Raw genomic sequence first — 21,428 nt, 5'->3', positions numbered from 1 at the left:
GCTCGAGCCCCCGCGCGCGCCGGATCGCCGGGCCGATCGCCTCCGCGAGCCGGGCGTGGTGACGTGCCTCGTCCTCCCCGGCCGCGAGCGCGTTCGCGGCCGCGAGGCCGCCGTAGAGCGCCATCGCCATCCCGTCGCCGCAGAACGAGGGCACGACCCCGGCCTGGTCGCCGACGCGCAGGAGGCCCTCCGGATCGGCGCGCGACGGCCGGTGGACGAAGCCGTAGGGGATGCGCGCGATCGCGCGGGGTCGCTCGCCGAGGACGCGTGCGTCTGCGAGGAGGGCGGCGAGCGCCGGCGTCCCGGCCGCGATGCCGGAGATCAGCCGCGGGAGGCCGCCGGCCGCGCGCAGCCGCCGTGCGGGCGCGACGAGGCACAGGTTCGCCCGTCCGCCCTCGACCCGCTGCAGCCCGGCATAGCCGCCGGCGAAGAGCACGAGCGCGATGCGCCCGTCGAGCCGCGCCGTCGCGTCGGGCGCCAGCGCGAGATGGACCTTCAGCCCCACGAGGCCGGGATCGGCGGGGTCGGGCCGGGCGTGGCCGCGCAGGTCGTGCTTGCCGGTGGCCAGCACGACGCGCGCCGCCGTCACGACGTCGCCGCCGTCGAGCCGCGCCGACCAGCGCCCGCCCTCCCGCGCCCCTTCCCGGTCGAGCCTGCGCACGGCGCGGCCGCGGCGCAGCGCCACGCCCGCCGCGGCCGCGCGCGCGAGCAGCGCCTCGTCGAGCCGCGCGCGGGTGAGCCCGCGGGCGACGAAGGGCAGGTCCGCCTCGGCGCTGCGCGTCCCGTTCACGAGGGCGAGCCGCGAGATCGACGGGCTGCCGGCGAGCGCGTCCGCGAGCCCGATCCCGTCGAGCATCGCGGCCGCCTCCGCCGACAGGAACTCGCCGCAGACCTTGTCGTGCGCCCCCGCCTCGCGCTCGACGAGGACGACGTCCGCGCCCGCCTCGGCGAGTCGGATCGCGCAGGCGGCCCCCGCGAGCCCGCCGCCGACGACGAGGACGTCGCCTCCGGTCGACCGTGCGCTCACGGCAGCGGCTCCGCGCGCAGCCGCTCGACCACGAGACGGAAGGGGAATCGTCGGCGGATCGCGACCGCGTCGGCGAGGCCGGCCGCGACGGCGTAGCGGCGCCAGTCCGCCTCGACGAAGCTGCGCGCGATCGAGAGCGGCCCGTCGTGGCGCACGAAGGGATGGCGACGCAGGATCGTCGCGAGCGCCCGAAAGCCGTGGAAGGCGAGGCGGCTGCGTCGCAGGTCGTTGACGAGGAAGCCGAGCCGGGCGCGCCGCTCCATGCCCGAGAGCAGCGCCGGGATCGCCTCGTCGTCGAGGTGGTGCGCGACCAGCGAGGTGACGATCAGGTCCGGCCGGGCGCCGTCCTCGGCGAGCGCGTCCCCCACCCGCCAGGCGATCGCGTCGGCGGGGTCGCTCGCGGCGCGGGCGGCGGCGATGGCCGTGGGCGAGCGGTCGACGCCCTCGAGGGCGAGGTCGAGACCGCGGCGGCGGCCGAAGGCGGCGAGCGCGCGCAGTCCGTCGCCGTCACCGCAGCCGAGATCGCGCACGACGAGCCGACGTCCCGGCGCGCGCCGCGCGGCGCGCGCGACGAAGTCGAGCACCGGCCGACGGCCGAGCGTCAGCGTGGTGACGCCGGCGAGATCGGCGTAGCAGGCCGCGAGCGTCGCAGGCTCGACGGCGGGATCGTCCATCAGCTCGGGACCGGGGGCGCGCCGGGCGGCGTCGAAGCGCGGGCTCACGCCGCCCTCGCAAAGCGGAAGGTCTCGGCCACCATGCCCGGCCCGAAGGCCATGCCGATCCCCGGCTCGCCGGGCGGGCCGGGCCGCGCAAGGAGCTCGGCGAGGACGAAGAGCACGGTCGGCGAGGACATGTTGCCATGCTCGCGCAGCACCGCACGCGCCGGCGCGAGCGCCGCGTCCGGCAGGTCGAGCCCGGCGGCGACCGCGTCGAGCACCGTGCGCCCGCCGGGGTGGACCGCCCAAAGCGCGATGGCGTCGGCCGGCGTGCCGGCCAGCACGCCGCCCGCGTCGTTGCGCGTTCGCTCGCGGGCGAGCGTGCTCTCGATCGCCACCGGCACCGCGCCCGAGAGATGCATCAGGAATCCCGAGTCGGCGACGTCCCAGGTGATCCGGTCCGCCGTCGCGGGGATCGTCACCGCGCGGAAGGGCCCGAGCGCGACACCCCGCGGCTCGGCGCTGACGAGGGCCGCCGCCGCGCCGTCGGCGAACAGCATCGCCGAGAGCATGGTCTCGAGGTCGTCGACGTCCTGGAGGTGGAGCGTGCACAGCTCGACGCACACGACGAGCACCCGCGCCTCCGGCTCCGAGCGCACGATGTGGCGCGCGGTCTTGAGCGCGTTCACGGCGGCGGCGCAGCCCATGAAGCCGAGCACGACGCGCTCGACGTCCGGGTCGAGCCCGAGCCGCTCGACGAGGCGCTGGTCGACGCCGGGTGCGCAGAACCCGGTGCAGGACGCGACGACGAGGTGCGTGATCGTGCCGAGCGGCGTGTGCGTCGCGAGGTCGCGCACCGCGGCCTCGGCCAGGGCGGGCGCCGCCTCGGCGTAGCGGCGCATGCGCGCGGCCGTTCCCGGGAAGCGGCCGCGGGAATAGAAGCCCTCCGTGTCGACGGCGTCCCCGCCGTCGGTCGCCGGCGCGAGGGTCGACCAGCGCCTCTCGATCCCCGACCGGGCCGCCATGCGCCGGAACAGCGCGCGCTCGCGCGGGGCCGAGAGCGTCGCCTCCGCGAAGGCGCGGAAGGCGCCGTGGACCTCGTGCGGGGGCCGCGCGCGGCCGACGGCGACGACGTGAGCGACCGCGGGGGCGACCGCGGGGGCAACGACGGGGGCGACTTGCGGCAAGCGGGTTCCTCCTCGTTCCGGACCGTGGGTGGAGCCCGGTGGCGACGGGCGGACAAGCCGCGAGCCGCCCCCCGGGTTCGGCGGTGCGCCCGCGCCGACGCGCGTCCGACGACGGATACGAGCGCCCGGCGGCCACGGTTTCGCCCGCGCCGCGCGCCCGCGTGCCGCACCCGGAGCGCGACGCCGCCGGCGCCGTCGAGCTCGGGCGCTGACAGGACGACGGCGCTCGGCTATGAGCGGGCATGACCGAGCCGGAGCCCGCGCCCGTGAAGATCCTCCTCGTCGTCGCCGTCGCCCTCGTCGATCCGGACGGGCGCGTGCTGATCGCCCAGCGGCCGGAGGGAAAGGCGCTGGCCGGCTTGTGGGAATTCCCAGGCGGCAAGCTCGAGCCCGGCGAGCGGCCGGAGGCGGCGCTGATCCGGGAGCTCGAGGAGGAGCTCGGCATCGTCACGCAGGAGGCCTGCCTCGCGCCGCTGACCTTCGCGAGCCATGCCTACGACGACTTCCACCTGCTGATGCCGCTCTACATCTGCCGGCGCTGGCAGGGCTTCGCGCAGGCACGCGAGCACGCCGCCCTGAGATGGGTCGCGCCCCGCCGCCTGCGCGATTATCCAATGCCGCCGGCGGATGAGCCGTTGATCGCGACCCTGATCGACACCCTCGGCTGACGAAGGCGTCGCATTACCGCAGAACATGGTCCCGCCGCGTCCTATGGGCCTGCCTGCGTGATGGTGATGCGCGCGCGTTCACCTTATGCGCCGAGCGCGTTGAGGATCTGTTGACTCTGCGCTCGGCTTATCGTTCACTCCGTTCAACCGCGAGTTCTCTCTACGGCCTGTGTGCCGGCTGGAGGCGTATGGCATGATCCGCGTCGGCTCGATCGAGGAGATCCCCCAGCCCGCCCGCGATCGCATCAAGGCGAAGGTGATGCGGCGCTTCGTGGAGCATCTCAACGACCGCCCCGAGATCTCGGACGAGACGCTGCGCGCCGCGCTGGGCTTCGACCGCACCACGCTCGAGGCGATGTATGCCGGGCTCTCCGAGCGCGATGCGGAGCGGGGGGCGCAGGCGCGTGTGAGCGCCGGCCGGAACGGCCTCTCCCATGCTTCCGCGGCCCGTCCGTTGGTCGCCGGCGTCTCGGCGGCGCAGGCGCCGATGGCCGCCTCGCTCGGCGGTGCCGCGAACGACGCCACCCCCGCGCAGGCCGGCTGCTGTCGCCGCGCGGCGGTGCGCGACTGATCCTCTCCGGACGACCCTCCGGACGACACTTCGGAAGACACTTCGGCACGACGAGACGGGAGACGACGTGATGGCCAACGGTGTGCATGCGGGACACGGCGCGGGCGCAATGGGATCGACGGGAGCGCCGGTCGGCGCACCCGCCGGCGGGATGGAGGCGCTCCAGGGCGATCCCGCCTTCCACATGCTGCTCTCGGAGAGCGCCGAGGCGCTCGGCGCGACCGAGGGCGAGCTGATGCAGGCCATGCACGCCGCCGAGGCGCTCGTCGCGGGGCGCGACGACCTCACCGAGGAGCAGAAGCTCGCCACGATGATGGATTACGTCACCGGGCAGTTCGGCGCCTCGGACCTCACCAACGACGAGATGATGCAGCTCATGGAGCTGTGCCGCATGTGCCTCGACGCCTGGACCGCCGAGGCCGCCGCCGAGGAGGGCTACGAGATCGTCCAGACCGACCGCAGCTTCGTCGACCCGATCGCCGGCGTCGTCGACATGATCGGCCGTCCGACCACCGGCCGGCCGGAGCCCGAGGCGCTCTCGGCGCCGCGCATGGGTCCGCTGCGCCCGGTCGAGACCGGTGACGATCCGGAGGAAGAGGACACCTGATCCGACCCGGTCGAACGGGTCGGCTATTTCACAAAAATCGATTGTTGAAAGCAAGCGCGCGCCCGGCCTTGGTCGAGCGTGCGCTTTCGGTCGTTCTCGGATGCGGTTCTTCTCGAACTTAAGCGATGCTAAACCACGCGTGATCTAGCGTGCGGGCGTTTCCTCGTTCGAGCGCCCGCCCCCGGGGCCGCCTGCGGAGCGTCTCCATGCCGTCCATCCGTCGCACGAGCCTTCTCTTCACCGGCGCGGTCGCGGTCGCGGTCGTCGTCGCCGCCGCGGTGGCGGTGACGACGGAGATGCGCCGCCTCTCCACCGCCGTCGCTGTGGGCGACGGGGTCACCGCGCTGTCGTACCTGAACAAGGCCACGATCGAGATCTCGCTCGAGCGCTCTCTCTCGCAGGTCGGCCTCGCCCTGCCGGACGCGTTCCCCCCGCGGTTCCGGGCCATGCTCGACGCCCAGCGCGCGAAGTCCGACGCGCTCTTCGCCGCGCTCGAGGACCATCTCGCGGCGGTGGATCTGCCCGGCGAGCCGGAGCTGGCCGAGGGCCTCGCCCGGCATCGCACGGCGCTCGCCGAGATCCGCGCCGTCGTCGACCCCGCGCTCGCCGCACCCGCGCCCCAGCGGCGGAACGCCGACGCGGGCACGATCGATCGGCTCAAGGAGACCATCGCGGCCATCAACGCGCTGGGCGACGTCGTGCGCCCGGCGGCGAACGAGACGCCGGCGGCGATCGCGGCGCACGACCTCCTCATGCAGCGCGCCTGGATCATCCGGGAGTACGGCGGGCGCGAGCGCACCTACTTCGCCATCGCCACCGCGCTCGGCACGCCCGTCCCCGCCGAGAACCTCCCCGAGATGCACGAGTCGCACGGGCGCGTGCTGCAGTCCTGGGGGCTGACACGGAGCCTCGCCTCGCGCGCGACCCTCGACCCGGCGGTGTCGCGGGCGCTCGCCGCGGTGGGCGAGACCTATTTCGAGGACTACGAGGCCCTGCGCCGGGCGCTCTACGCCGGCGCGGGCACGGCCGCCTACCCCGTCGATTTCGAGACCTACTTCGCGCGCTCGACCGAGGCGCTGGACACCGCGGTCGCGGTCGTCGTCGCAGCCGGGGACGCCAACATCGCGCTCGCCGCGGAGATGCGCGCGGCGGCGCGCGCGAAGCTCCTCGCCATCGCGGCCCTGGCACTGGCGGGCCTCGTCGGGGCCGGGCTCGCGGTGCGCTACTTCCAGGTGCGCGTCGCCGGCCGCATCGTGCGCGCGACGCAGGCGATGACCGCGCTCGCCGGCGGGGCGGCGGCGGTCGATCTCGCGCCGCTCGCCGGGCGCGACGAGGTCGCCGACATGGGCCGCGCGCTCGCCGTCTTCCGCGACAACGCCCTCGCCCGGGCGCGGCTCGAGTCGCAGGCCCGTGCGGACCGGGAGAAGGAGCTGGCGCGCCAGGACCGGATCGAGGGGCTCGTCCAGCGCTTCCGCGACACCGCCGCGCGGGTCGAGAGCGCGCTCTCCTCGGAGACCGGGGCCATGGGCGAGACGTCCGCACGCCTCACGACGGCGAGCGCGTCGGCCGCCGACCAGGCGCGGGCCGCCGGCGCGGCCTCGGCGCAGGCGGACGAGAACGTGCGCGCGGTGGGCGCCTCGAGCGAGGCGCTCGCGGGCTCGATCCGCGAGATCGCCGGCCAGGCGCGCGCCACGAGCGAGCGCGTCGCGCACGCCCGGGCCATCGCCGAGCGGGCCACCGCGACGGTCGGCGCGCTGGCGAAGGGTGCGGAGTCGGTCGGCGAGGTCGTGGCGCTGATCCGCGACGTGGCGGAGCAGACGAACCTGCTCGCGCTCAACGCCACGATCGAGGCCGCCAGGGCCGGTGAAGCCGGGCGCGGCTTCGCGGTCGTCGCCGCCGAGGTGAAGACGCTCGCCGAGCAGACGGCGCGGGCGACCGAGGAGATCGCCGGCCAGATCGCCGGGATCCAGGGCGCGACCGGCGACGCGGTCGGCTCCATCGACACGATCGCCGACACGATCGGCGAGATCGCCGCGCTCGCCGAGGCGCTCGCCGGCGCGGTGTCGGTGCAGGACGGCTCGACCCGCGACATCGCCCGGGCGATCGGCCGCGCGGCGGAGGGGTCAGCCGAGGTCGCCCGCAGCCTCGACGTCGTGACGCACGCGATCGAGGACGCGCGCGCCGAGGCCGACCGGGTGCGCGCGGTCTCCGATCGCGTGGCGGGCGTGGCGGAGGACATGGCCAGGGCGGTCGAGGAGTTCGTCGGCGGGGTCGCGGAGGACGTCTCGGAGAGGCGTTCGGAGACCCGCGTGCCTGCGCGCGACCCCGTCGTGCTCGCCGTCGACGGCATCGAGGTCGCGGCGAGCCTCGTCGACGTCTGCAGCGCGGGCCTCAAGGTCGTGATCGGCGCAGCCGAAGGGCGCGGGCGGGCGGTGCTCGAGCCTGGCGCGCCGGTCACCGTCGCCTGGGAGGACGGGACCCACGTCGAGGGCGAGCTCGCCTGGGCGTCGCGCTCCCACGTGGGCGTCCGTGCGGCGAGCGACATGAGCGCCGTCGTGGCGCGCTACGAGGCGCGGGCGGCGCGCTCCGGCGCGCGCGCGGCCTGAGGGCGCGCATCATCCTTTTCGCGGGGTGGTGTCGCGCGTGCCGGGGGCTCAAGATCGCACCGGCCCACATCCGTCCGCCGAGAGAGCCGAATGACCCCGATCCGCCCCCGCCGCAGCGCCCTCTACATGCCGGGCTCGAACGCCCGCGCGCTGGAGAAGGCGAAGAGCCTCGACACCGACGTGCTGCTCCTCGACCTCGAGGATTCGGTCGCGCCCGACGCGAAGGAGGCCGCCCGCGGGCAGATCTGGGAGGCGGTGCGGGCCGGCGGCTTCGGCCACCGCGAGGTCGTGGTGCGCGTCAACGGGCTCGAGACGCCCTGGGGCGAGGAGGACCTGAAGGCGGCCGCCGCCTGCCGCCCCGCGGCCGTGCTCGTGCCGAAGGTGTCTGCGCCGGAGGATCTCGGCCGCGTCGGCGCCCGGCTCGACGCGTTCGGCGCCCCGCACGGGACGCGCATCTGGGCGATGGTGGAGACGCCCGCCGCGATCCTCCACGTCGCCCAGATCGCGGCGGCGGCGCGCGATCCGCTCAACCGTCTCGCCTGCCTCGTCATGGGCACGAACGATCTCGCCAAGGAGACCCGCGCGCGGCTTCTGCCCGGGCGCGCCGCGATGCTGCCCTGGCTGATGCAGGCGCTCGTCGCCGCGCGCGCCGAGGGGCTCGACATCCTCGACGGGGTCTTCAACGGCCTCGACGACGCCGAGGGGCTCGAGGCGGAATGCGTCCAGGGGCGCGACATGGGCTTCGACGGCAAGACCCTGATCCACCCCAGGCAGCTCGCGCCGGCGAACCGCCTGTTCGCGCCGGACGTGGAGGAGGTCGCACGGGCCCGCGCGATCATCGCCGCCTTCGAGGAGCCGGAGAACGCCGGGCGCGGCGCCATCGCCCTCGACGGACGCATGGTCGAGCGCCTCCACGCCGAGATGGCCCGGCGCACCGTGGCGCTCGCCGACGCCATCGCCGCACGGGGCTGACGCGGCGTGGGCGCGCGCCCGCGGAATCCGGTCCGCGCCCTTCCATCGCGCCGCGCCCTCGCATAGATAGGAGGGGCGAGAGCCGGGAGATCAGCGCCGCGTGAAGAAGGTCTACGTCAAGTCCTACGGCTGCCAGATGAACGTCTACGACGCCGAGCGCATGACCGACGTGCTCGCGCCGGAGGGCTATGCCCAGACGGACGTGCCGGAGGAGGCCGATCTCGTCGTCCTCAACACCTGCCACATCCGCGAGAAGGCGGCCGAGAAGGTCTATTCCGAGCTCGGTCGCGTGCGCGTGATGAAGCAGGAGCGCGCGGCCGCCGGGCGCGAGACGACGGTCGTCGTCGCCGGCTGTGTCGCCCAGGCCGAGGGGGCGGAGATCCTCAAGCGCGCGCAGGTCGTCGACGCCGTGGTCGGCCCGCAGAGCTACCAGCGCCTCCCCGAGATCCTGCGTGCGGCCGAGCGTGGGCGCGTGGTCGACACCGAGTTTCCGCCGCAGGACAAGTTCGACGCGCTGCCCGCGCTCGACGCGCGGCGCGTGCGCGCGCGCGGCGTCACCGCCTTCCTCACCGTGCAGGAGGGCTGCGACAAGTTCTGCTCGTTCTGCGTCGTGCCCTACACCCGCGGCGCGGAGGTCTCGCGCCCCGTGGCGAAGGTGCTGGCGGAAGCCCGCGCGCTCGCCGCGGCCGGCGTACGGGAGATCACCGTCATCGGCCAGAACGTCAACGCCTATCACGGCGAGGGGCCGGACGGGCGGACCTGGGGTCTGGCGCGGCTGCTGCGGGCGCTCGCCGAGATCGAGGGCGTCGCGCGCCTGCGCTACACGACGAGCCATCCGCGGGACATGGACGACGATCTCGTCGCCGCCCATCGCGACCTGCCCCAGCTGATGCCCTACCTGCACCTGCCGGTCCAGGCGGGCTCGGACCGCGTGCTCGCGGCGATGAACCGCAAGCACACCGCCGACGACTACCGGCGCATCGTCGATCGCGTGCGCGCCGCGCGGCCCGACATCGCGCTCTCGTCGGACTTCATCGTCGGCTTCCCGGGCGAGACGGACGCGGAGTTCGCAGACACGATGCGCCTCGTCGCGGATGTCGGCTTCGCCTCCGCCTTCTCCTTCAAGTACTCCCCGCGCCCCGGCACGCCGGCGGCGGACGAGGCGGATCAGGTGCCGGAGCCGGTGAAGGTCGAGCGGCTCGCCCGGCTCCAGGCGCTCCTCGAGGAGCAGCGCCGGGCCTTCAACCGCGCCACGGTGGGCCGGGTCGCGGAGGTGCTGGTCGAGAAGCCCGGGCGCCATCCCGGTCAGCTCGCCGGCAAGTCGCCCTGGCTGCAGGCGGTGGTGATCGAGGGCGCGCGCCTCGCGCCCGGTGACATCGCCGCCGTGCGCATCGGCCGCACGGGCTCGAACAGCCTGTTCGCGGAGGTGCCGGTCAGTGCGTTCGACGCGACGAACGCGTCCGCCGCGCCGTCATCCGTTTCGACGAACGCTTTCGCAGGAGAAGCCGCCTTTGCCGTCGACTGACCGCCCCCGCGGCGACGCGACGACCCGGAGGGCCGCGGGCCACCCGGGCGTGGAGGAGATGGCGCAGATCAGCCTCACCTTCGACGACAACAGGCTCGCGAGCCTCGTCATCGGCCACTACGACCAGAATCTCGCGCATCTCGAGCGCCGGCTCGGCGTGCTCGCCAACGCCAACGGCAACTGCGTCGTCCTGCGCGGCACGCCGGAGGCGACGGAGCAGGCGCGGCGCGTGCTCGAGAGCCTCTACGAGCAGGTGCGCGACGGGGCTCCGCTCACGCCCGGCGACGTCGACGGCGCCATCCAGGAGAGCGCGATGCAGGGCGTCCTCTTCCCCGCCGGCGACCCCACCGCAGGGGAGCCCGCGACCGCGGGCTTCGAGGGCGTCGCCACGCGCCGGCGCGGCTTCGTCAAGGCCCGTAACCGCGCGCAGGACGCCTATCTGCGCGCTCTCAAGGCCCACGAGCTCGTCTTCGCCGAGGGGCCGGCGGGCACCGGCAAGACCTGGCTCGCCGTCGGCTTCGCGGTGTCGCTGCTCGAGCGCGGCGACGTCGACAAGATCATCATCACCCGCCCGGCCGTCGAGGCCGGCGAGCGGCTGGGCTTCCTGCCCGGCGACATGCGCGAGAAGGTCGATCCGTACCTGCGCCCGATCTACGACGCGCTCTACGACTTCATGGAGGCCCGCCACGTCGAGCGCGGGCTCACCACCGGCATGATCGAGATCGCGCCCCTCGCCTTCATGCGCGGGCGCACCCTCACCTCCGCGGTGGTGCTGCTCGACGAGGCGCAGAACACCACGACCATGCAGATGAAGATGTTCCTGACCCGCCTGGGCGAGGGCTCGCGCATGATCGTCAACGGCGACCCGACGCAGATCGACCTGCCCCAGGGTCAGGCGTCCGGGCTGGTGGAGGCGTCGCGCATCCTCCAGGGCGTCGAGGGCGTCGGGCGGATCCGCTTCGCCGAGGGGGATGTCGTGCGCCATGACATGGTGCGGCGTATCGTCGCGGCATATGACGCGGACTTCCGCGCCCGCGTGGCCGCCCAGGGTCCCGAGGGGGCTTCCGGTGGCGATCGCGGGCGGGGTCGCGGCCGGCCGGAGACGCGGGCGTGAGCGCAGTCGACCTCACCCTCGACCTGACCATCGAGGCCGGCCCCTGGGATGCGCTGGGCGACGTCGAGGGCGTGTGCGCACGCGCCGCCGAGGCGGCCCTCGTGGTCGCGGGAGTCGAGGGGCTGGTGGCGCTGGAGCTTCTCCTCACCGATGACGACGCCATGCGGGATATCAACCGGGAGTGGCGACGCATCGACAAGCCGACCAATGTCCTGTCCTTTCCCGCCGCTCCCACGCCGGGCTTTCCCGGCCCGCGCCCGCTCGGTGACGTGGTCCTCGCCTTCGAGACCCTCGCCCGCGAGGCGCGGGAGGAGGGCAAGACGCTCGCCGACCACGCCTCCCACCTCCTCGCGCATGGCGTTCTGCACTGTCTCGGGTATGATCACGAGACCGACGCGGCCGCCGAGGAGATGGAGGCGCTGGAGACGCGGGCCATGGCGCTCATCGGGGTCCCCGATCCGTACGCGGGGACGCCCGCTGCCGGCAAGCCCTGACGCCACCCATCGCAGCGCGACGAACGGACGATGACCGACGGTACTTCCACACCCCCCCGCCCTTCGCCCCCTCCGACGGCCGCCGCGGAGGCGGCCCGCGACCCCCGCGAGGGCGACCGAAGTCCCGCCCCCGCGGACGGCGGCGCCGGCGAGGACGCCGAGCGCTCCGCCCGCGAGGGCTCCCGCGAAGGCTGGATCGACCGACTGCTCGCGCGCGTCGGGCTGCGCTCGCGCGAGACGACCCGGGCCGACCTCGAGGACCTGCTGGCGCTCACCGCCGAGAACCCCGGCATCTCGGCGCACGAGCGGGCGATGCTGCGCAACGTGCTGCGCTTCCACCGCATGCGCGTCTACGACGTCATGGTGCCGCGCGCCGACATCGTCGCCGTCGCCCACGAGACCTCGCTCGGCGAGATGCTGCGTGTGTTCCGCACCGCGGGCCATTCGCGCCTGCCGGTCTACGGCGAGACGCTCGACGACCCCAAGGGCATGGTCCACATCCGGGACTTCCTCGACTATCTCGTCGCCCGGGCCGAGAGCGGTGGCCCCCGCCGGCGCAAGGAGGCGGGACGCACGACGGGCAAGCCCGCCGACGGCGAGCCGCGCGACGCCAGGCCGGCGAAGGCGCCCGGCGGGAGAGCGACCTCCGCCAAGGTCCCCACCGCCAAGGCGGCGGCGAGCACCCCCGACGCGAAGGTGACGAGCCGTCCCGAGCCCAAGGTCGGTTCCGAAAGGGCCGGCTCCGACAAGGCCGGCAACGGCCGGCCCGGCGAGGGCAAGCCGGCGGCCGCGAAGGCGCTCGACGCTGTGAGCCTCTCCAACATCGACCTCTCGGCGACGCTCGCCTCGGCACGCATCCTGCGGCCCGTCCTGTTCGTGCCGCCCTCCATGCCCGCCGTGGAGCTGCTCGTGCGCATGCAGACCACGCGCACCCACATGGCGCTGGTCATCGACGAATACGGCGGTACCGACGGGCTCGTCTCGATCGAGGACCTCGTCGAGATGGTCGTCGGCGACATCGAGGACGAGCACGACCTCGCCAGCCAGGCGATGATCCGCGCGAGCGGCCCGGACACCTGGGTCGCCGACGCCCGCGCGGACCTCGAGGAGGCCTCGCAGGTGATCGGGTACGACTTCACCGAGGCCGAGGTGGCCGAGGACGTCGATACGCTCGGCGGCCTCATCGTCGCGCTCGCCGGGCGCGTGCCGGCTCGATCCGAGCTGATCGCGGGGCCGGAGAGCTTCGAGTTCGAGGTGCTCGACGCCGATCCGCGCCGGCTCAAGCGCGTGCGCGTCCATCGCCGCGACCCGAGCCTGCGGCTCGTGCCCGCGGGCGTCGCGACCGGCATCGCCGGCCGGCGCGGGGGGCGCTCCGAAGACGAGGGGCAGGGCGCCGCTGCCGATCACGCGCCCGGGTCGGCGCCGGAGCCGGTGGCCGAGCCGGCCCCCCCGACCGAGGGTCCGCCCTCCGACGCCGCCCCGGCCTCCCCCGCGGAGGCGCCCGGCGAGACCGAGCGGCGGCAGCCACCCGCATGACCGCGCTCGCCCACCGCGTCGTCCTCGCCTGGGGCTGGCGGCGCGCACTGATCGCGGTCCTCGCGGGCGCGACGGGCGCGCTCGCGATGCCGCCGTTCGGCGTCTTCGCCGCGCTCGTCGTGGCGCTCGTCCCGGCCGTCTGGCTCCTCGACGGTCTCGGCACCCGCCGAGATGCACGGACGCTCGCCAGCGCGGCCTGGATCGGCTGGCTCTTCGGCTTCGGCTACCATCTCGCAGGGCTGTGGTGGCTCGGCGCCGCCTTCCTGATCGAGGCGGAGCGCTTCGCCTGGGCGATGCCGCTCGGGGTGATCGCGCTGCCCGCGATCCTCGCGCTGTTCTCGGCGCTGGGCTTCGCGCTCGCGCGGCTCCTCTGGTCGCGGGGCGCCTGGCGCGTCCTGGCGCTGGCCGCCGGGCTCGCCGCGGCGGAATGGCTGCGCGGCCATCTGTTCACGGGCTTTCCCTGGAACGCGCTCGGCATGGCGCTCGCCCAGGACGTGCGGACGATGCAGGCGGCCGCGATCCTGGGGCTCTACGGGCTCGGCCTCCTCGCGGTGGCGATCGCGGCGGCGCCCGCGACGATCGCCACCGGCCGCACGCCGGCCGCGCGTGCCGTCCCGAGCCTCCTCGCCGCGTGTGCCTTCGCCGCGCTCTTCGCCGCCGGCCTCTGGCGGGTCCCGGCCGCGCCGGTCCCGGAGGTCCCGGGCGTCGCGCTGCGCGTCGTCCAGCCGAACCTGCCGCAGACGACGAAGAACGACCCGGCGCGGCGCGAGGAGGTCATGCGCGCCTACATCGGGCTGTCGGATCGCGCCGCCTCCCCCGAGAGGACCGGCATGCGCGACGTCACGCACCTGGTCTGGCCGGAATCCGCGTTCCCCTTCCTGCTCCACCGCGAGCCGCGGGCGCTGGCGCAGATCGCGGCCCTGCTGCCTCCCGGCGCCCTGCTGGTGACGGGGGCCGCGCGCTTGGACGAGGGCTGGCTGCCGGGCGAGGAGGGGGTGTTCTACAACTCGATACAGGTGCTCGGCGACGACGGCACCATCCGCGACACCTACGACAAGGTGCATCTCGTTCCTTTTGGTGAGTATCTGCCGGATGCGTTCGCGTGGGCGCTGGAAACTGTCGGGTTACGCACTTTCGTCGACGTGCCCGGAGGCTTCGCAGCGGGAACGGAACGGCGGATCCTCTCCGTGCCAGGACTACCAGAAATTGCGCCCTTGATCTGCTACGAGGCCGTCTTTCCCGGCGCCGTCACCCCCGACGGCGAGCGCCCGGGTGCGCTCCTCAATCTCACCAACGACGCCTGGTTCGGCGATACGCCGGGCCCGCGCCAGCACTTCGCGCAGGCGCGCCTGCGGGCGGTCGAGGAGGGGCTTCCCCTCGTGCGCGCCGCCAATACGGGCATCTCCGCGGTGGTCGATCCGTACGGGCGCGTCGTGCAGCGTCTCGACCTGGGTGTCGCCGGCACTCTCGACGCCGGGCTGCCGCGCGCGCTCGAGCCCACCCTGTACGCGCGTTTCGGAGATGGCGTTTTTGCAATCTTGCTTCTAACGTGCGTCGCGGCGGCGCTGCTCCAGCGCGCACGCGACCCGCGGGTCGGCGCCGCCTGACAGGTTCGCCGAGGTCCCCGCAACGGGGCGAGCCCTCATCCGAGGGCGACGGTTTCCCGCCAGGAGCGATGCGTTGAAGAAGTCTCCCAACCCGATCGACAAGCACGTCGGAAGCCGCGTGCGCATGCGCCGGATGATGGTCGGCATGAGCCAGGAGAAGCTGGGCGAGGCCCTCGGGCTGACGTTCCAGCAGGTGCAGAAGTACGAGAAGGGCACCAACCGGATCGGCGCCAGCCGGCTGCACCAGATCGCCTCGATCCTCGGCGTACAGGTCGAGTTCTTCTACGAGGGCGCGCCGCAGCTCGAGGGCACGCCCCCCGCCGTCGGCGACGGGCTCTCCGAGCCGCCGACGCCCGCCTACGTCTCGGACTTCCTCTCCACGTCCGACGGGCTGCACCTGATGCGCGCCTTCGTGCGGGTGCGGGATCCGAAGGTGCGCAAGCGCATCGTCGAGCTCGTCGAGGCGCTCGCCGGCGAGGACGAGGCGGCCGGGGATGCGAGCGCTGCCGTTCGGTAGAGCGGACGCGTTCGCTCTGACGGGTTGACCCCACCGCCGGTTGATGGCATCTAGAGATCAGTTCATCCGTTTTATCGGACGGTGCTGCGCGTGCCGTTCGGACAGGAATGAAAGGATCTCCCGCCGTGGCGCGCTCCAGCTATCTGTTCACCAGCGAATCGGTGTCCGAAGGCCATCCCGACAAGGTCTGCGACCGGATCTCCGACGAGGTGGTCGACGCCTTCCTGGGCGAGATGCCCGAGGCCCGCGTGGCGTGCGAGACGCTCGCGACCACGAACAAGGTCGTGATCGCAGGCGAGACGCGCGGGCCCAAGTCCATCACCCACGACTACATCGCCCACCTGGCGCGCCTCGCCATCAGGGACATCGGCTACGAGCAGGACGGCTTCCACTGGGACAGCTGCTCGATCGACGTGCACCTCCACGCGCAGTCCGCCGACATCGCCCAGGGCGTCGACGCCGAGGGCGCGGGCGACCAGGGCATCATGTTCGGCTACGCCTGCGACGAGACGCCCGAGCTGATGCCGGCGCCGATCTTCTTCGCGCACAAGATCCTCAAGACCCTCGCCGACGCCCGGAAGTCGGGCGAGTCGAAGGTGCTCGGCCCCGACGCCAAGAGCCAGGTCACCGTGCGCTACGAGAACGGCAAGCCGATGGGCGTGACGCAGATCGTCGTCTCGACCCAGCATCTCGACGAGCACCTGACCTCGCACGACGTGCGCGCGATCGTCGAGCCCTACGTGCGCCAGTCGCTCCCGGAGAACTGGATCGAGCCGAGCTGCGTGTGGCACGTCAACCCGACAGGCAAGTTCCTCATCGGCGGCCCCGACGGCGATGCCGGGCTCACCGGTCGCAAGATCATCGTCGACACCTATGGCGGCGCGGCGCCCCACGGCGGCGGCGCCTTCTCCGGCAAGGACCCGACGAAGGTCGACCGCTCGGCCGCCTACGCGGCGCGCTACCTCGCCAAGAACGTCGTCGCCGCGGGCCTCGCCTCGCGCTGCACGATCCAGCTCTCCTACGCGATCGGCGTGGCCAAGCCCCTGTCGATCTACGTCGACACGCACGGCACCGGCCGGGTCGAGGAGGCCAAGCTCGAGGCGGTGCTGATGGACGCGATGGACCTCTCGCCCCGCGGCATCCGCACGAAGCTCGGCCTCGACCGGCCGATCTACGCCCGCACCGCGGCCTACGGCCACTTCGGCCGCCCGGCCGAGGCGGACGGCGGCTTCTCCTGGGAGGCGACGGACCTCGCCGACAGCCTGAAGCGGGCGTTCTGAGCGGGCGCGGCCTTTCCAGGTCGATACGGAACGGGCGGCGATCCGCGGGGATCGCCGCCCTTCTTCGGACGGCAGGCCGCGATCAGGCGAAGACGCCGGCGTCGACCGCGTCGATGCAGTCCATCACCTCGCTCGCCCGGCCCTCCCGCACGAGCTGCATCGCTGTCCGCCCGCCGAAGCCGGCCAGCGGCTCCGAGCGGTACCAGGCGTAGGCGATGAGCGCCGACCCGAAGCGGGGCTCGACGCGGCTGAGCATTTCGACCAGATCGCGCAAGCGTGCCTGCGTCACGGCGCTCGCGATCCGCTCGGGCCGCAGCACCGCGTCGCGGCCCAGGCCGACGGTCTGGGCGACCTCGTCGCGCGTCGTACGCAGCTGTTCCGCGATACGACCCGGCGCGAACTGTCCGTGCTCGGCGAAAGCATCGAGACGCATATCATCCTCCACTTGGACTGACGCAATATATCGTCTGAACGAGTGGCATACAAGGAGGCTGCGAGGGCGCGACCGCCCTCGCACCCTCTTCCCTCACCCCGCCTTCGGCGAGATCAACTTCCTATTGATCAGCGCCTCGGCGATCTGCACGGCGTTGAGCGCCGCGCCCTTGCGCAGGTTGTCGGAGACGCACCAGAAGGAGAGGCCGTTCTCCACCGTGATGTCCTCGCGGATGCGCGAGACGTAGGTGGCATCCTCGCCGGTGGCCTCGTGGGGCGTGACGTAGCCGCCGGGCTCGCGCTTGTCGATCACCATCACGCCAGGCGCCGAGCGCAGCAGCGCGCGCGCCTCGTCCGCCGAGAGCGGCCGCTCGAGCTCGACGTTCACCGCCTCCGAGTGCGAGACGAACACCGGCACGCGCACGCAGGTGGCCGTGAGCTTGATCTTCGGGTCGAGGATCTTCTTCGTCTCGGCCACCATCTTCCACTCCTCCTTGGTCGAGCCGTCCTCCATGAAGACGTCGATCTGGGGGATGAGGTTGAAGGCGATGCGCTTGGGGAACTTCTTGGGCGCGAATTCCTGCAGCGAGTAGACCGCCCGCGTCTGGCGGTCGAGCTCCTCCTCGCCCTCCTTACCGGCGCCGGAGACCGACTGGTAGGTCGCCACCACCACGCGCTTGATCGTCGCCGCGTCGTGCAGCGGCTTCAGGGCCACGACGAGCTGGGCCGTCGAGCAGTTCGGGTTGGCGATGATGCCCTTCTTCCGGTAGCCCTCGACGGCGGCGGCGTTCACCTCCGGCACCACGAGCGGCACGTCCTGGTCCATGCGCCAGGCGCTCGAGTTGTCGATGACGACGCAGTTCTGCGCCGCGATCTTCGGCGCCCATTCCTTCGAGACGTCGCCGCCCGCCGACATCAGGCAGATGTCGACGTCGGAGAAGTCGAAACTGTCGAGCGCCCGCGTCTTCAGCGTCCTGTCGCCGAAGGAGACCTCGACGCCCTGGCTGCGGCGCGACGCGACCGCGACGACCTCGTCGGCGGGGAACGCACGCTCGGAGAGGATGTCGAGCATGACGCGCCCGACATTGCCCGTCGCTCCGACGACGGCGACCTTGTAACCCATGGGATGCTTCTCCTCGCGATGGAACCGGGCTCCCCGGGTTTCGCGACGCCCGCGCGGCGCGTGCCGCCTGCGGGCTCGGACCTCCCGCCCGGCGGGGAGGGGTCCGGGAACGAGAGGGCGTTCAGCGGCGCGTGGTGGCCGCCGTCGTGGACGTGGTCGTTTTGCGCGTGGTCATCACGGCCGGACGCATCGTCTCGCTCTCGTTCGCCGCCCGGTCGAATGCGCCGGGTCGTCCATCCGTTCCTGACGCCGAACGCCGCGCCTGTCAAGACGCGCGCACGCGGGCTCGGACGACCGCGGCGACGGCGATGCAACGATGGATTCACGCTCCCGCGCGAAAGGCGGGCGCCGGTAACCGGCCGTTCGCCGGCGCGGGCCGAGGCTCGCGCCGGACGAACGGGAGGGATGGCGGGACCATGCGCGCGGCGCGGCGATTTCGCGAGGCGGAGCTCATCGAGCTGGGGGCGGGCTGGGACGAGAACGTTCCCGCCGCCGCGGCCGATCGCGGCCTCGCGCAGGGGCTCTCGGGCCTCCTGACGGCGCTCGCCGGCGTCGGGCTCCTCGTCCTCGCCGTGGCGCCACCGCCTCCGGGGCTCGAGGACGGGCCCCGAGACATCGCGGATCTCCTCGCCCGCCCCGATCCGGTCCTCACCGCACCGCCGCCGGCCTGGCGGGCGCTCGAGACGCCGCAGATCGTGCTCGGCCTCGACGCGCCGGGCGTCGGCGGCCTCGCCTCGCGCCACGCGGCGCGCGTCCACGGGAGCGGCGCACGGGAGGACGCCCTCGTCTTCGGCGGCTTCGCCGAGGGCGGCACGCACCTGCGCCTCACCTTGCACCGCGCCGCACCGAGTGCCGCCCCGGATGCGGCATTGGAGGCGCCGCGCGCCTTCTTCGTCGAGGTGGCGCTCGCCGCCGCGGAGGCCGGCCTCGCCATCGCGTCGAGCGGCCAGCCGGAGGCGGTGGCGACCGGCTTCGGCGTGCTGGAGGCGGCGCCGCTCGTCCTGGAGAACGGCCCCGTGCGCGCCTGCCTCGCCTTCCGTGGCGGCGCCGGCCCCCGGCTCTCGGGTTGGCTGTGCGCCCAAGAGGGCACGCCCGAGGCGACGCCGGAGCGCCTCGCCTGCCTCGTCGACGGGCTCGTGCTGCTCGACCCCGGCGGCGACGCGGCGCTGGCCGAGGCCTTCGCCCGGGCGACGGCGACCCGCGGGGACCGCGGCTGCGCTGACCGCGCCGATCCGGGCACCGTCGCCGCGATCGACGCCGCCGCGTCCACCGCCACTCCCGTGCGCGTTACCGCCCCTGCACCGCCGCCGCGCCCCGCCCGACTCGGGGCGTCCTCCTGAGCGGCGAGGCCCGCGCGGGGAACCCCGGGCGATGCACCGCGTCGACCTCCGAGCCCAACGGTATTGACGTCGCCCGAGAGCAGGCCTATCTAGAACGCATGAGGAACATTCACGGCCTGTTCTGGAGAGACGCCTTGCGGGGCCTGCGCGGCGGAACGCTGGCCGGGGACACCGCAGCCTCTGCAGCCTCTGCGCGCGCGCGGGAGGAGCCGCTGCGTGCCGTGGCCGGCCTTCCTTCCGCAGCGGCGCTCTCCGCCTGGCGGGGACGCTCCGGGCGCCGCGTGGTGGTCGCGGTACACGCCCTCGCCGCCGTCGACCCGGACGACCTCGACGGCACGGTCGCGCTCGCGGTCGTTCGTCCCGAGGCGGGACCGGCGCGCGTTCGCGCCGCCACGACGGCGGACACCCTGGCGACGCCCGGCCGCCGACGCGCCTGGCTCGAACGGGCGGCAGCGGGGGGCGCGACGGAGATCCATCTGCACCGGCTGGCCGAGACCGCGGATGCGCGCCGCGCCGTGGCCGCCGATCTCGGCATGCGAGGAACGGGCGAGCAAGCAGGCGAGCGATGCGTTCGGCGCACGGGGCGCACACGGCGCGGTGCGCCGGAACGCGACGACCGTACGCTCCCGGTGCGCACGGCCCCACCACGCGATCAAGCGGGGCCGAGGCGGCGGGGGACGCGCCGCTGAGCCGGTGGCCCGGTCACCCTGTTCGCGTCACCGGCGGCGGCGAGCCGGCGCCGGGCAGGCGTGAGGCATCCTCCGCCAGCGCCGCGGCGAGGCGTGCCAGATGCGGGTCGTGCACGCCGAGCTCGACGAGGTGCACCGCCGTCGAGAGCACGTAGTCCGGGTTCGCGCCGGACCGGCCGACGCCGCCGCGCACGATGCGCAGCGTCTCGTCGAGGTCGAGCCGCCCGGCATATTGCAGATGCGCGCGATCGACGACGTAGGTCAGCGCCGTCACGAGCCGTCCGTCCGCGAGCCGTGCCGCGAGCCGGCGCTCCAGGTACACCGCCGTCGCCTGCTCGCGGGCGCGCAGGTAGGCGATCGTCTCCTGCGCATGCGTGGCGCCCACCCGGAAGGCGACGCCGCGGCACGAGCCGCCGCGGTCGAGGCCGAGCACGAGGCCGGGCCGCTCCGGCGTGCCGCGGTGGACGTGCGAGTAGACGCACAGCGAGCGATGGAAGCCGCGCACCCGCGCGGCGTGGCGCTCGAGGAACGGGAAGCCCGGCCGCCACATCAACGACCCGTAGCCGAACACCCACAGATCGGCATCCTCACCCGTCGTCATCCGCACTCCGTCCATCGTCCCCGTCGTCCGCGTCCGACGCCTAAGCCTCGACGCGCTGCGGCGCAACCGCCACGACCTCGACCGCCGCGGCGACGCGCCATTTGCCGCCTCCCGGTATTTCCGCTACCACCCGCCGCGCCCGTCCCGGCGCCCGCCGGCGGGCGAGCGAGCCTCGAGGAGCGCGCCACGATGACGACACCGGATCGGCCCGAGCGGACGCGGGCGCCCCGCAGGGGGTCGCGCGTGTGGCTGTTCACGCCCTTCGTCCTGCTCGGGCTCCTCGTCGTCGCCTGGAGCATCGCCTGGTTCGTGATCCGGGAGCGCGTCGCCTCGGAGCTCGACGCGCGGCTCGCCGCGCAGGTCTCGCAAGGCCGCACCTGGACCTGCGCCGACCGGCGCATCGGCGGCTTCCCCTTCCGCATCGAGATATCCTGCGCCCGCCTCGCGCTCGAGACCGACGACGGCCTCTTCCTCGATCTCGGCCCCGCCCGGGCCCTGGCGCAGGTCTACCAGCCGCGCCACGTCATCGTCGAGGTCGACGGCCCGCTCGCCGCGCGCACGCCCGAGGGGACGCTCGATGTCGAATGGACGTTGCTCGAGGCCTCCGTCCGCAATCTCGGCCGGGGCACGGAGCAGCTCGCCGTCGTCGTCGCCGATCCCCGCGCCCGTGTCGCGGCCGCCGGGCTGCCGACGCCCCTGGCGGCGCAGGCCGCACGGGCGGAGCTCTACGTCCGACCGAGCCCCGGCGCCACCCGTCTGGAGGGGCCGATCGATGCCGTCCTGCGTGCGGTCGCGCTGGAGGCGCCGGGCGTCGGCGATGTCCTTCCCGCGGCGGCCGCCGTGGCCGCGCCGACCGACGTCGAGGCGCAGCTGCGG

General features: G+C 74.0%; 21 protein-coding genes. 15 read left to right on the top strand and 6 right to left on the bottom strand.

What is annotated here, in order from left to right; all coding sequences use genetic code 11:
* The 3 genes from ACTZWW_RS20655 to ACTZWW_RS20645 all read right to left on the bottom strand — a co-directional run.
* A partial coding sequence (locus ACTZWW_RS20655; RefSeq protein WP_444782855.1) for an NAD(P)/FAD-dependent oxidoreductase occupies positions 1-1,027 on the bottom strand: 1,027 nt, incomplete at its 3' end.
* The gene (locus ACTZWW_RS20650) at positions 1,024-1,749 is read right to left on the bottom strand and encodes a methyltransferase domain-containing protein (protein WP_444782854.1); all 726 of its coding nucleotides are present in this window, start codon (positions 1,747-1,749) and stop codon (positions 1,024-1,026) included. The genes ACTZWW_RS20650 and ACTZWW_RS20655, both read right to left, overlap by 4 nt.
* Complete coding sequence (locus ACTZWW_RS20645; protein ID WP_444782853.1) at positions 1,746-2,870, bottom strand: type III polyketide synthase; 1,125 nt, start codon at positions 2,868-2,870, stop codon at positions 1,746-1,748. The genes ACTZWW_RS20650 and ACTZWW_RS20645 overlap by 4 nt, the downstream gene beginning before the upstream one ends.
* 242 nt (positions 2,871-3,112) lie before the next feature.
* Here ACTZWW_RS20645 and ACTZWW_RS20640 point away from each other — a divergent pair, with 242 nt between their 5' ends.
* From ACTZWW_RS20640 to metK, 12 genes are all read left to right on the top strand, one after another.
* Positions 3,113-3,538, top strand: coding sequence for a (deoxy)nucleoside triphosphate pyrophosphohydrolase (locus ACTZWW_RS20640; protein WP_444782852.1), 426 nt, complete (start codon positions 3,113-3,115; stop codon positions 3,536-3,538).
* Positions 3,539-3,731: 193 nt separating this feature from the next.
* Positions 3,732-4,109 (top strand): hypothetical protein, encoded by a 378-nt coding sequence (locus ACTZWW_RS20635; protein ID WP_444782851.1) that lies wholly within the window; start codon positions 3,732-3,734, stop codon positions 4,107-4,109.
* A gap of 70 nt (positions 4,110-4,179) precedes the next feature.
* Positions 4,180-4,716 carry a hypothetical protein gene (locus tag ACTZWW_RS20630; protein ID WP_444782850.1) on the top strand — a complete coding sequence of 179 codons (537 nt, stop codon included), beginning with the start codon at positions 4,180-4,182 and terminating at the stop codon, positions 4,714-4,716.
* Positions 4,717-4,922: 206 nt separating this feature from the next.
* Entirely contained in the window at positions 4,923-7,322 is a 2,400-nt protein-coding gene (locus ACTZWW_RS20625) for a methyl-accepting chemotaxis protein (RefSeq protein WP_444782849.1), read from the top strand.
* A gap of 90 nt (positions 7,323-7,412) precedes the next feature.
* Positions 7,413-8,294, top strand: coding sequence for an HpcH/HpaI aldolase/citrate lyase family protein (locus tag ACTZWW_RS20620; RefSeq protein ID WP_444782848.1), 882 nt, complete (start codon positions 7,413-7,415; stop codon positions 8,292-8,294).
* Between the two features lie 100 nt (positions 8,295-8,394).
* The gene (gene miaB, locus ACTZWW_RS20615) at positions 8,395-9,819 is read left to right on the top strand and encodes a tRNA (N6-isopentenyl adenosine(37)-C2)-methylthiotransferase MiaB (protein ID WP_444782847.1); all 1,425 of its coding nucleotides are present in this window, start codon (positions 8,395-8,397) and stop codon (positions 9,817-9,819) included.
* Between the two features lie 58 nt (positions 9,820-9,877).
* Positions 9,878-10,933 (top strand): PhoH family protein, encoded by a 1,056-nt coding sequence (locus ACTZWW_RS20610; RefSeq protein ID WP_444782846.1) that lies wholly within the window; start codon positions 9,878-9,880, stop codon positions 10,931-10,933.
* A complete protein-coding gene (gene ybeY, locus ACTZWW_RS20605) occupies positions 10,930-11,427 on the top strand; it encodes an rRNA maturation RNase YbeY (RefSeq protein ID WP_444782845.1) in 498 nt (165 codons plus the stop codon). The genes ACTZWW_RS20610 and ybeY overlap by 4 nt, the downstream gene beginning before the upstream one ends.
* A gap of 30 nt (positions 11,428-11,457) precedes the next feature.
* Entirely contained in the window at positions 11,458-12,963 is a 1,506-nt protein-coding gene (locus ACTZWW_RS20600; protein WP_444782844.1) for a CBS domain-containing protein, read from the top strand.
* Complete coding sequence (gene lnt / locus ACTZWW_RS20595) at positions 12,960-14,570, top strand: apolipoprotein N-acyltransferase (RefSeq protein WP_444782843.1); 1,611 nt, start codon at positions 12,960-12,962, stop codon at positions 14,568-14,570. The genes ACTZWW_RS20600 and lnt overlap by 4 nt, the downstream gene beginning before the upstream one ends.
* A gap of 73 nt (positions 14,571-14,643) precedes the next feature.
* Positions 14,644-15,087 carry a helix-turn-helix domain-containing protein gene (locus ACTZWW_RS20590; RefSeq protein WP_444782842.1) on the top strand — a complete coding sequence of 148 codons (444 nt, stop codon included), beginning with the start codon at positions 14,644-14,646 and terminating at the stop codon, positions 15,085-15,087.
* Positions 15,088-15,212: 125 nt separating this feature from the next.
* Entirely contained in the window at positions 15,213-16,367 is a 1,155-nt protein-coding gene (gene metK, locus ACTZWW_RS20585; RefSeq protein ID WP_444782841.1) for a methionine adenosyltransferase, read from the top strand.
* Between the two features lie 82 nt (positions 16,368-16,449).
* Here the strand turns inward: metK and ACTZWW_RS20580 are convergent, their stop codons facing one another.
* Both ACTZWW_RS20580 and ACTZWW_RS20575 read right to left on the bottom strand, forming a co-directional pair.
* Entirely contained in the window at positions 16,450-16,800 is a 351-nt protein-coding gene (locus ACTZWW_RS20580; RefSeq protein WP_444782840.1) for an antitoxin Xre/MbcA/ParS toxin-binding domain-containing protein, read from the bottom strand.
* Positions 16,801-16,893: 93 nt separating this feature from the next.
* The gene (locus ACTZWW_RS20575; protein ID WP_444782839.1) at positions 16,894-17,922 is read right to left on the bottom strand and encodes an aspartate-semialdehyde dehydrogenase; all 1,029 of its coding nucleotides are present in this window, start codon (positions 17,920-17,922) and stop codon (positions 16,894-16,896) included.
* A gap of 416 nt (positions 17,923-18,338) precedes the next feature.
* On the opposite strand from ACTZWW_RS20575, the gene ACTZWW_RS20570 reads away from it, so the two are divergent.
* Both ACTZWW_RS20570 and ACTZWW_RS20565 read left to right on the top strand, forming a co-directional pair.
* Entirely contained in the window at positions 18,339-19,262 is a 924-nt protein-coding gene (locus tag ACTZWW_RS20570) for a hypothetical protein (protein ID WP_444782838.1), read from the top strand.
* Positions 19,263-19,396: 134 nt separating this feature from the next.
* Complete coding sequence (locus ACTZWW_RS20565) at positions 19,397-19,951, top strand: hypothetical protein (RefSeq protein WP_444782837.1); 555 nt, start codon at positions 19,397-19,399, stop codon at positions 19,949-19,951.
* 13 nt (positions 19,952-19,964) lie between these two features.
* Here the strand turns inward: ACTZWW_RS20565 and ACTZWW_RS20560 are convergent, their stop codons facing one another.
* A complete protein-coding gene (locus ACTZWW_RS20560; protein ID WP_444782836.1) occupies positions 19,965-20,552 on the bottom strand; it encodes a gamma-glutamylcyclotransferase in 588 nt (195 codons plus the stop codon).
* Between the two features lie 189 nt (positions 20,553-20,741).
* Between ACTZWW_RS20560 and ACTZWW_RS20555 the strand changes: the two genes are divergently transcribed.
* Positions 20,742-21,428: DUF2125 domain-containing protein (locus ACTZWW_RS20555; RefSeq protein WP_444782835.1), on the top strand; the 687-nt coding region annotated here is incomplete at its 3' end.

It is taken from the genome of Salinarimonas sp. NSM, from assembly GCF_052380005.1.
GTDB lineage: Bacteria > Pseudomonadota > Alphaproteobacteria > Rhizobiales > Beijerinckiaceae > Salinarimonas.
The sequence above is the reverse complement of the archived record's forward strand: the minus strand, read 5'-3'. Positions and strand labels throughout refer to the sequence as shown.

What these genes read in the sequence shown, in the direction of transcription:
- ACTZWW_RS20630 (WP_444782850.1), top strand. Translation starts at nt 4,180, where the DNA reads ATGGCCAACGGTGTGCATGCGGGACACGGCGCGGGCGCAATGGGATCG.
- ACTZWW_RS20580 (WP_444782840.1), bottom strand. Translation starts at nt 16,800, where the DNA reads ATGCGTCTCGATGCTTTCGCCGAGCACGGACAGTTCGCGCCGGGTCGT.
- lnt (WP_444782843.1), top strand. Translation starts at nt 12,960, where the DNA reads ATGACCGCGCTCGCCCACCGCGTCGTCCTCGCCTGGGGCTGGCGGCGC.
- ACTZWW_RS20560 (WP_444782836.1), bottom strand. Translation starts at nt 20,552, where the DNA reads ATGACGACGGGTGAGGATGCCGATCTGTGGGTGTTCGGCTACGGGTCG.
- ACTZWW_RS20610 (WP_444782846.1), top strand. Translation starts at nt 9,878, where the DNA reads ATGGCGCAGATCAGCCTCACCTTCGACGACAACAGGCTCGCGAGCCTC.
- ACTZWW_RS20620 (WP_444782848.1), top strand. Translation starts at nt 7,413, where the DNA reads ATGACCCCGATCCGCCCCCGCCGCAGCGCCCTCTACATGCCGGGCTCG.
- ACTZWW_RS20575 (WP_444782839.1), bottom strand. Translation starts at nt 17,922, where the DNA reads ATGGGTTACAAGGTCGCCGTCGTCGGAGCGACGGGCAATGTCGGGCGC.
- ACTZWW_RS20600 (WP_444782844.1), top strand. Translation starts at nt 11,458, where the DNA reads ATGACCGACGGTACTTCCACACCCCCCCGCCCTTCGCCCCCTCCGACG.
- ACTZWW_RS20640 (WP_444782852.1), top strand. Translation starts at nt 3,113, where the DNA reads ATGACCGAGCCGGAGCCCGCGCCCGTGAAGATCCTCCTCGTCGTCGCC.
- ACTZWW_RS20625 (WP_444782849.1), top strand. Translation starts at nt 4,923, where the DNA reads ATGCCGTCCATCCGTCGCACGAGCCTTCTCTTCACCGGCGCGGTCGCG.
- ACTZWW_RS20570 (WP_444782838.1), top strand. Translation starts at nt 18,339, where the DNA reads ATGCGCGCGGCGCGGCGATTTCGCGAGGCGGAGCTCATCGAGCTGGGG.
- ACTZWW_RS20635 (WP_444782851.1), top strand. Translation starts at nt 3,732, where the DNA reads ATGATCCGCGTCGGCTCGATCGAGGAGATCCCCCAGCCCGCCCGCGAT.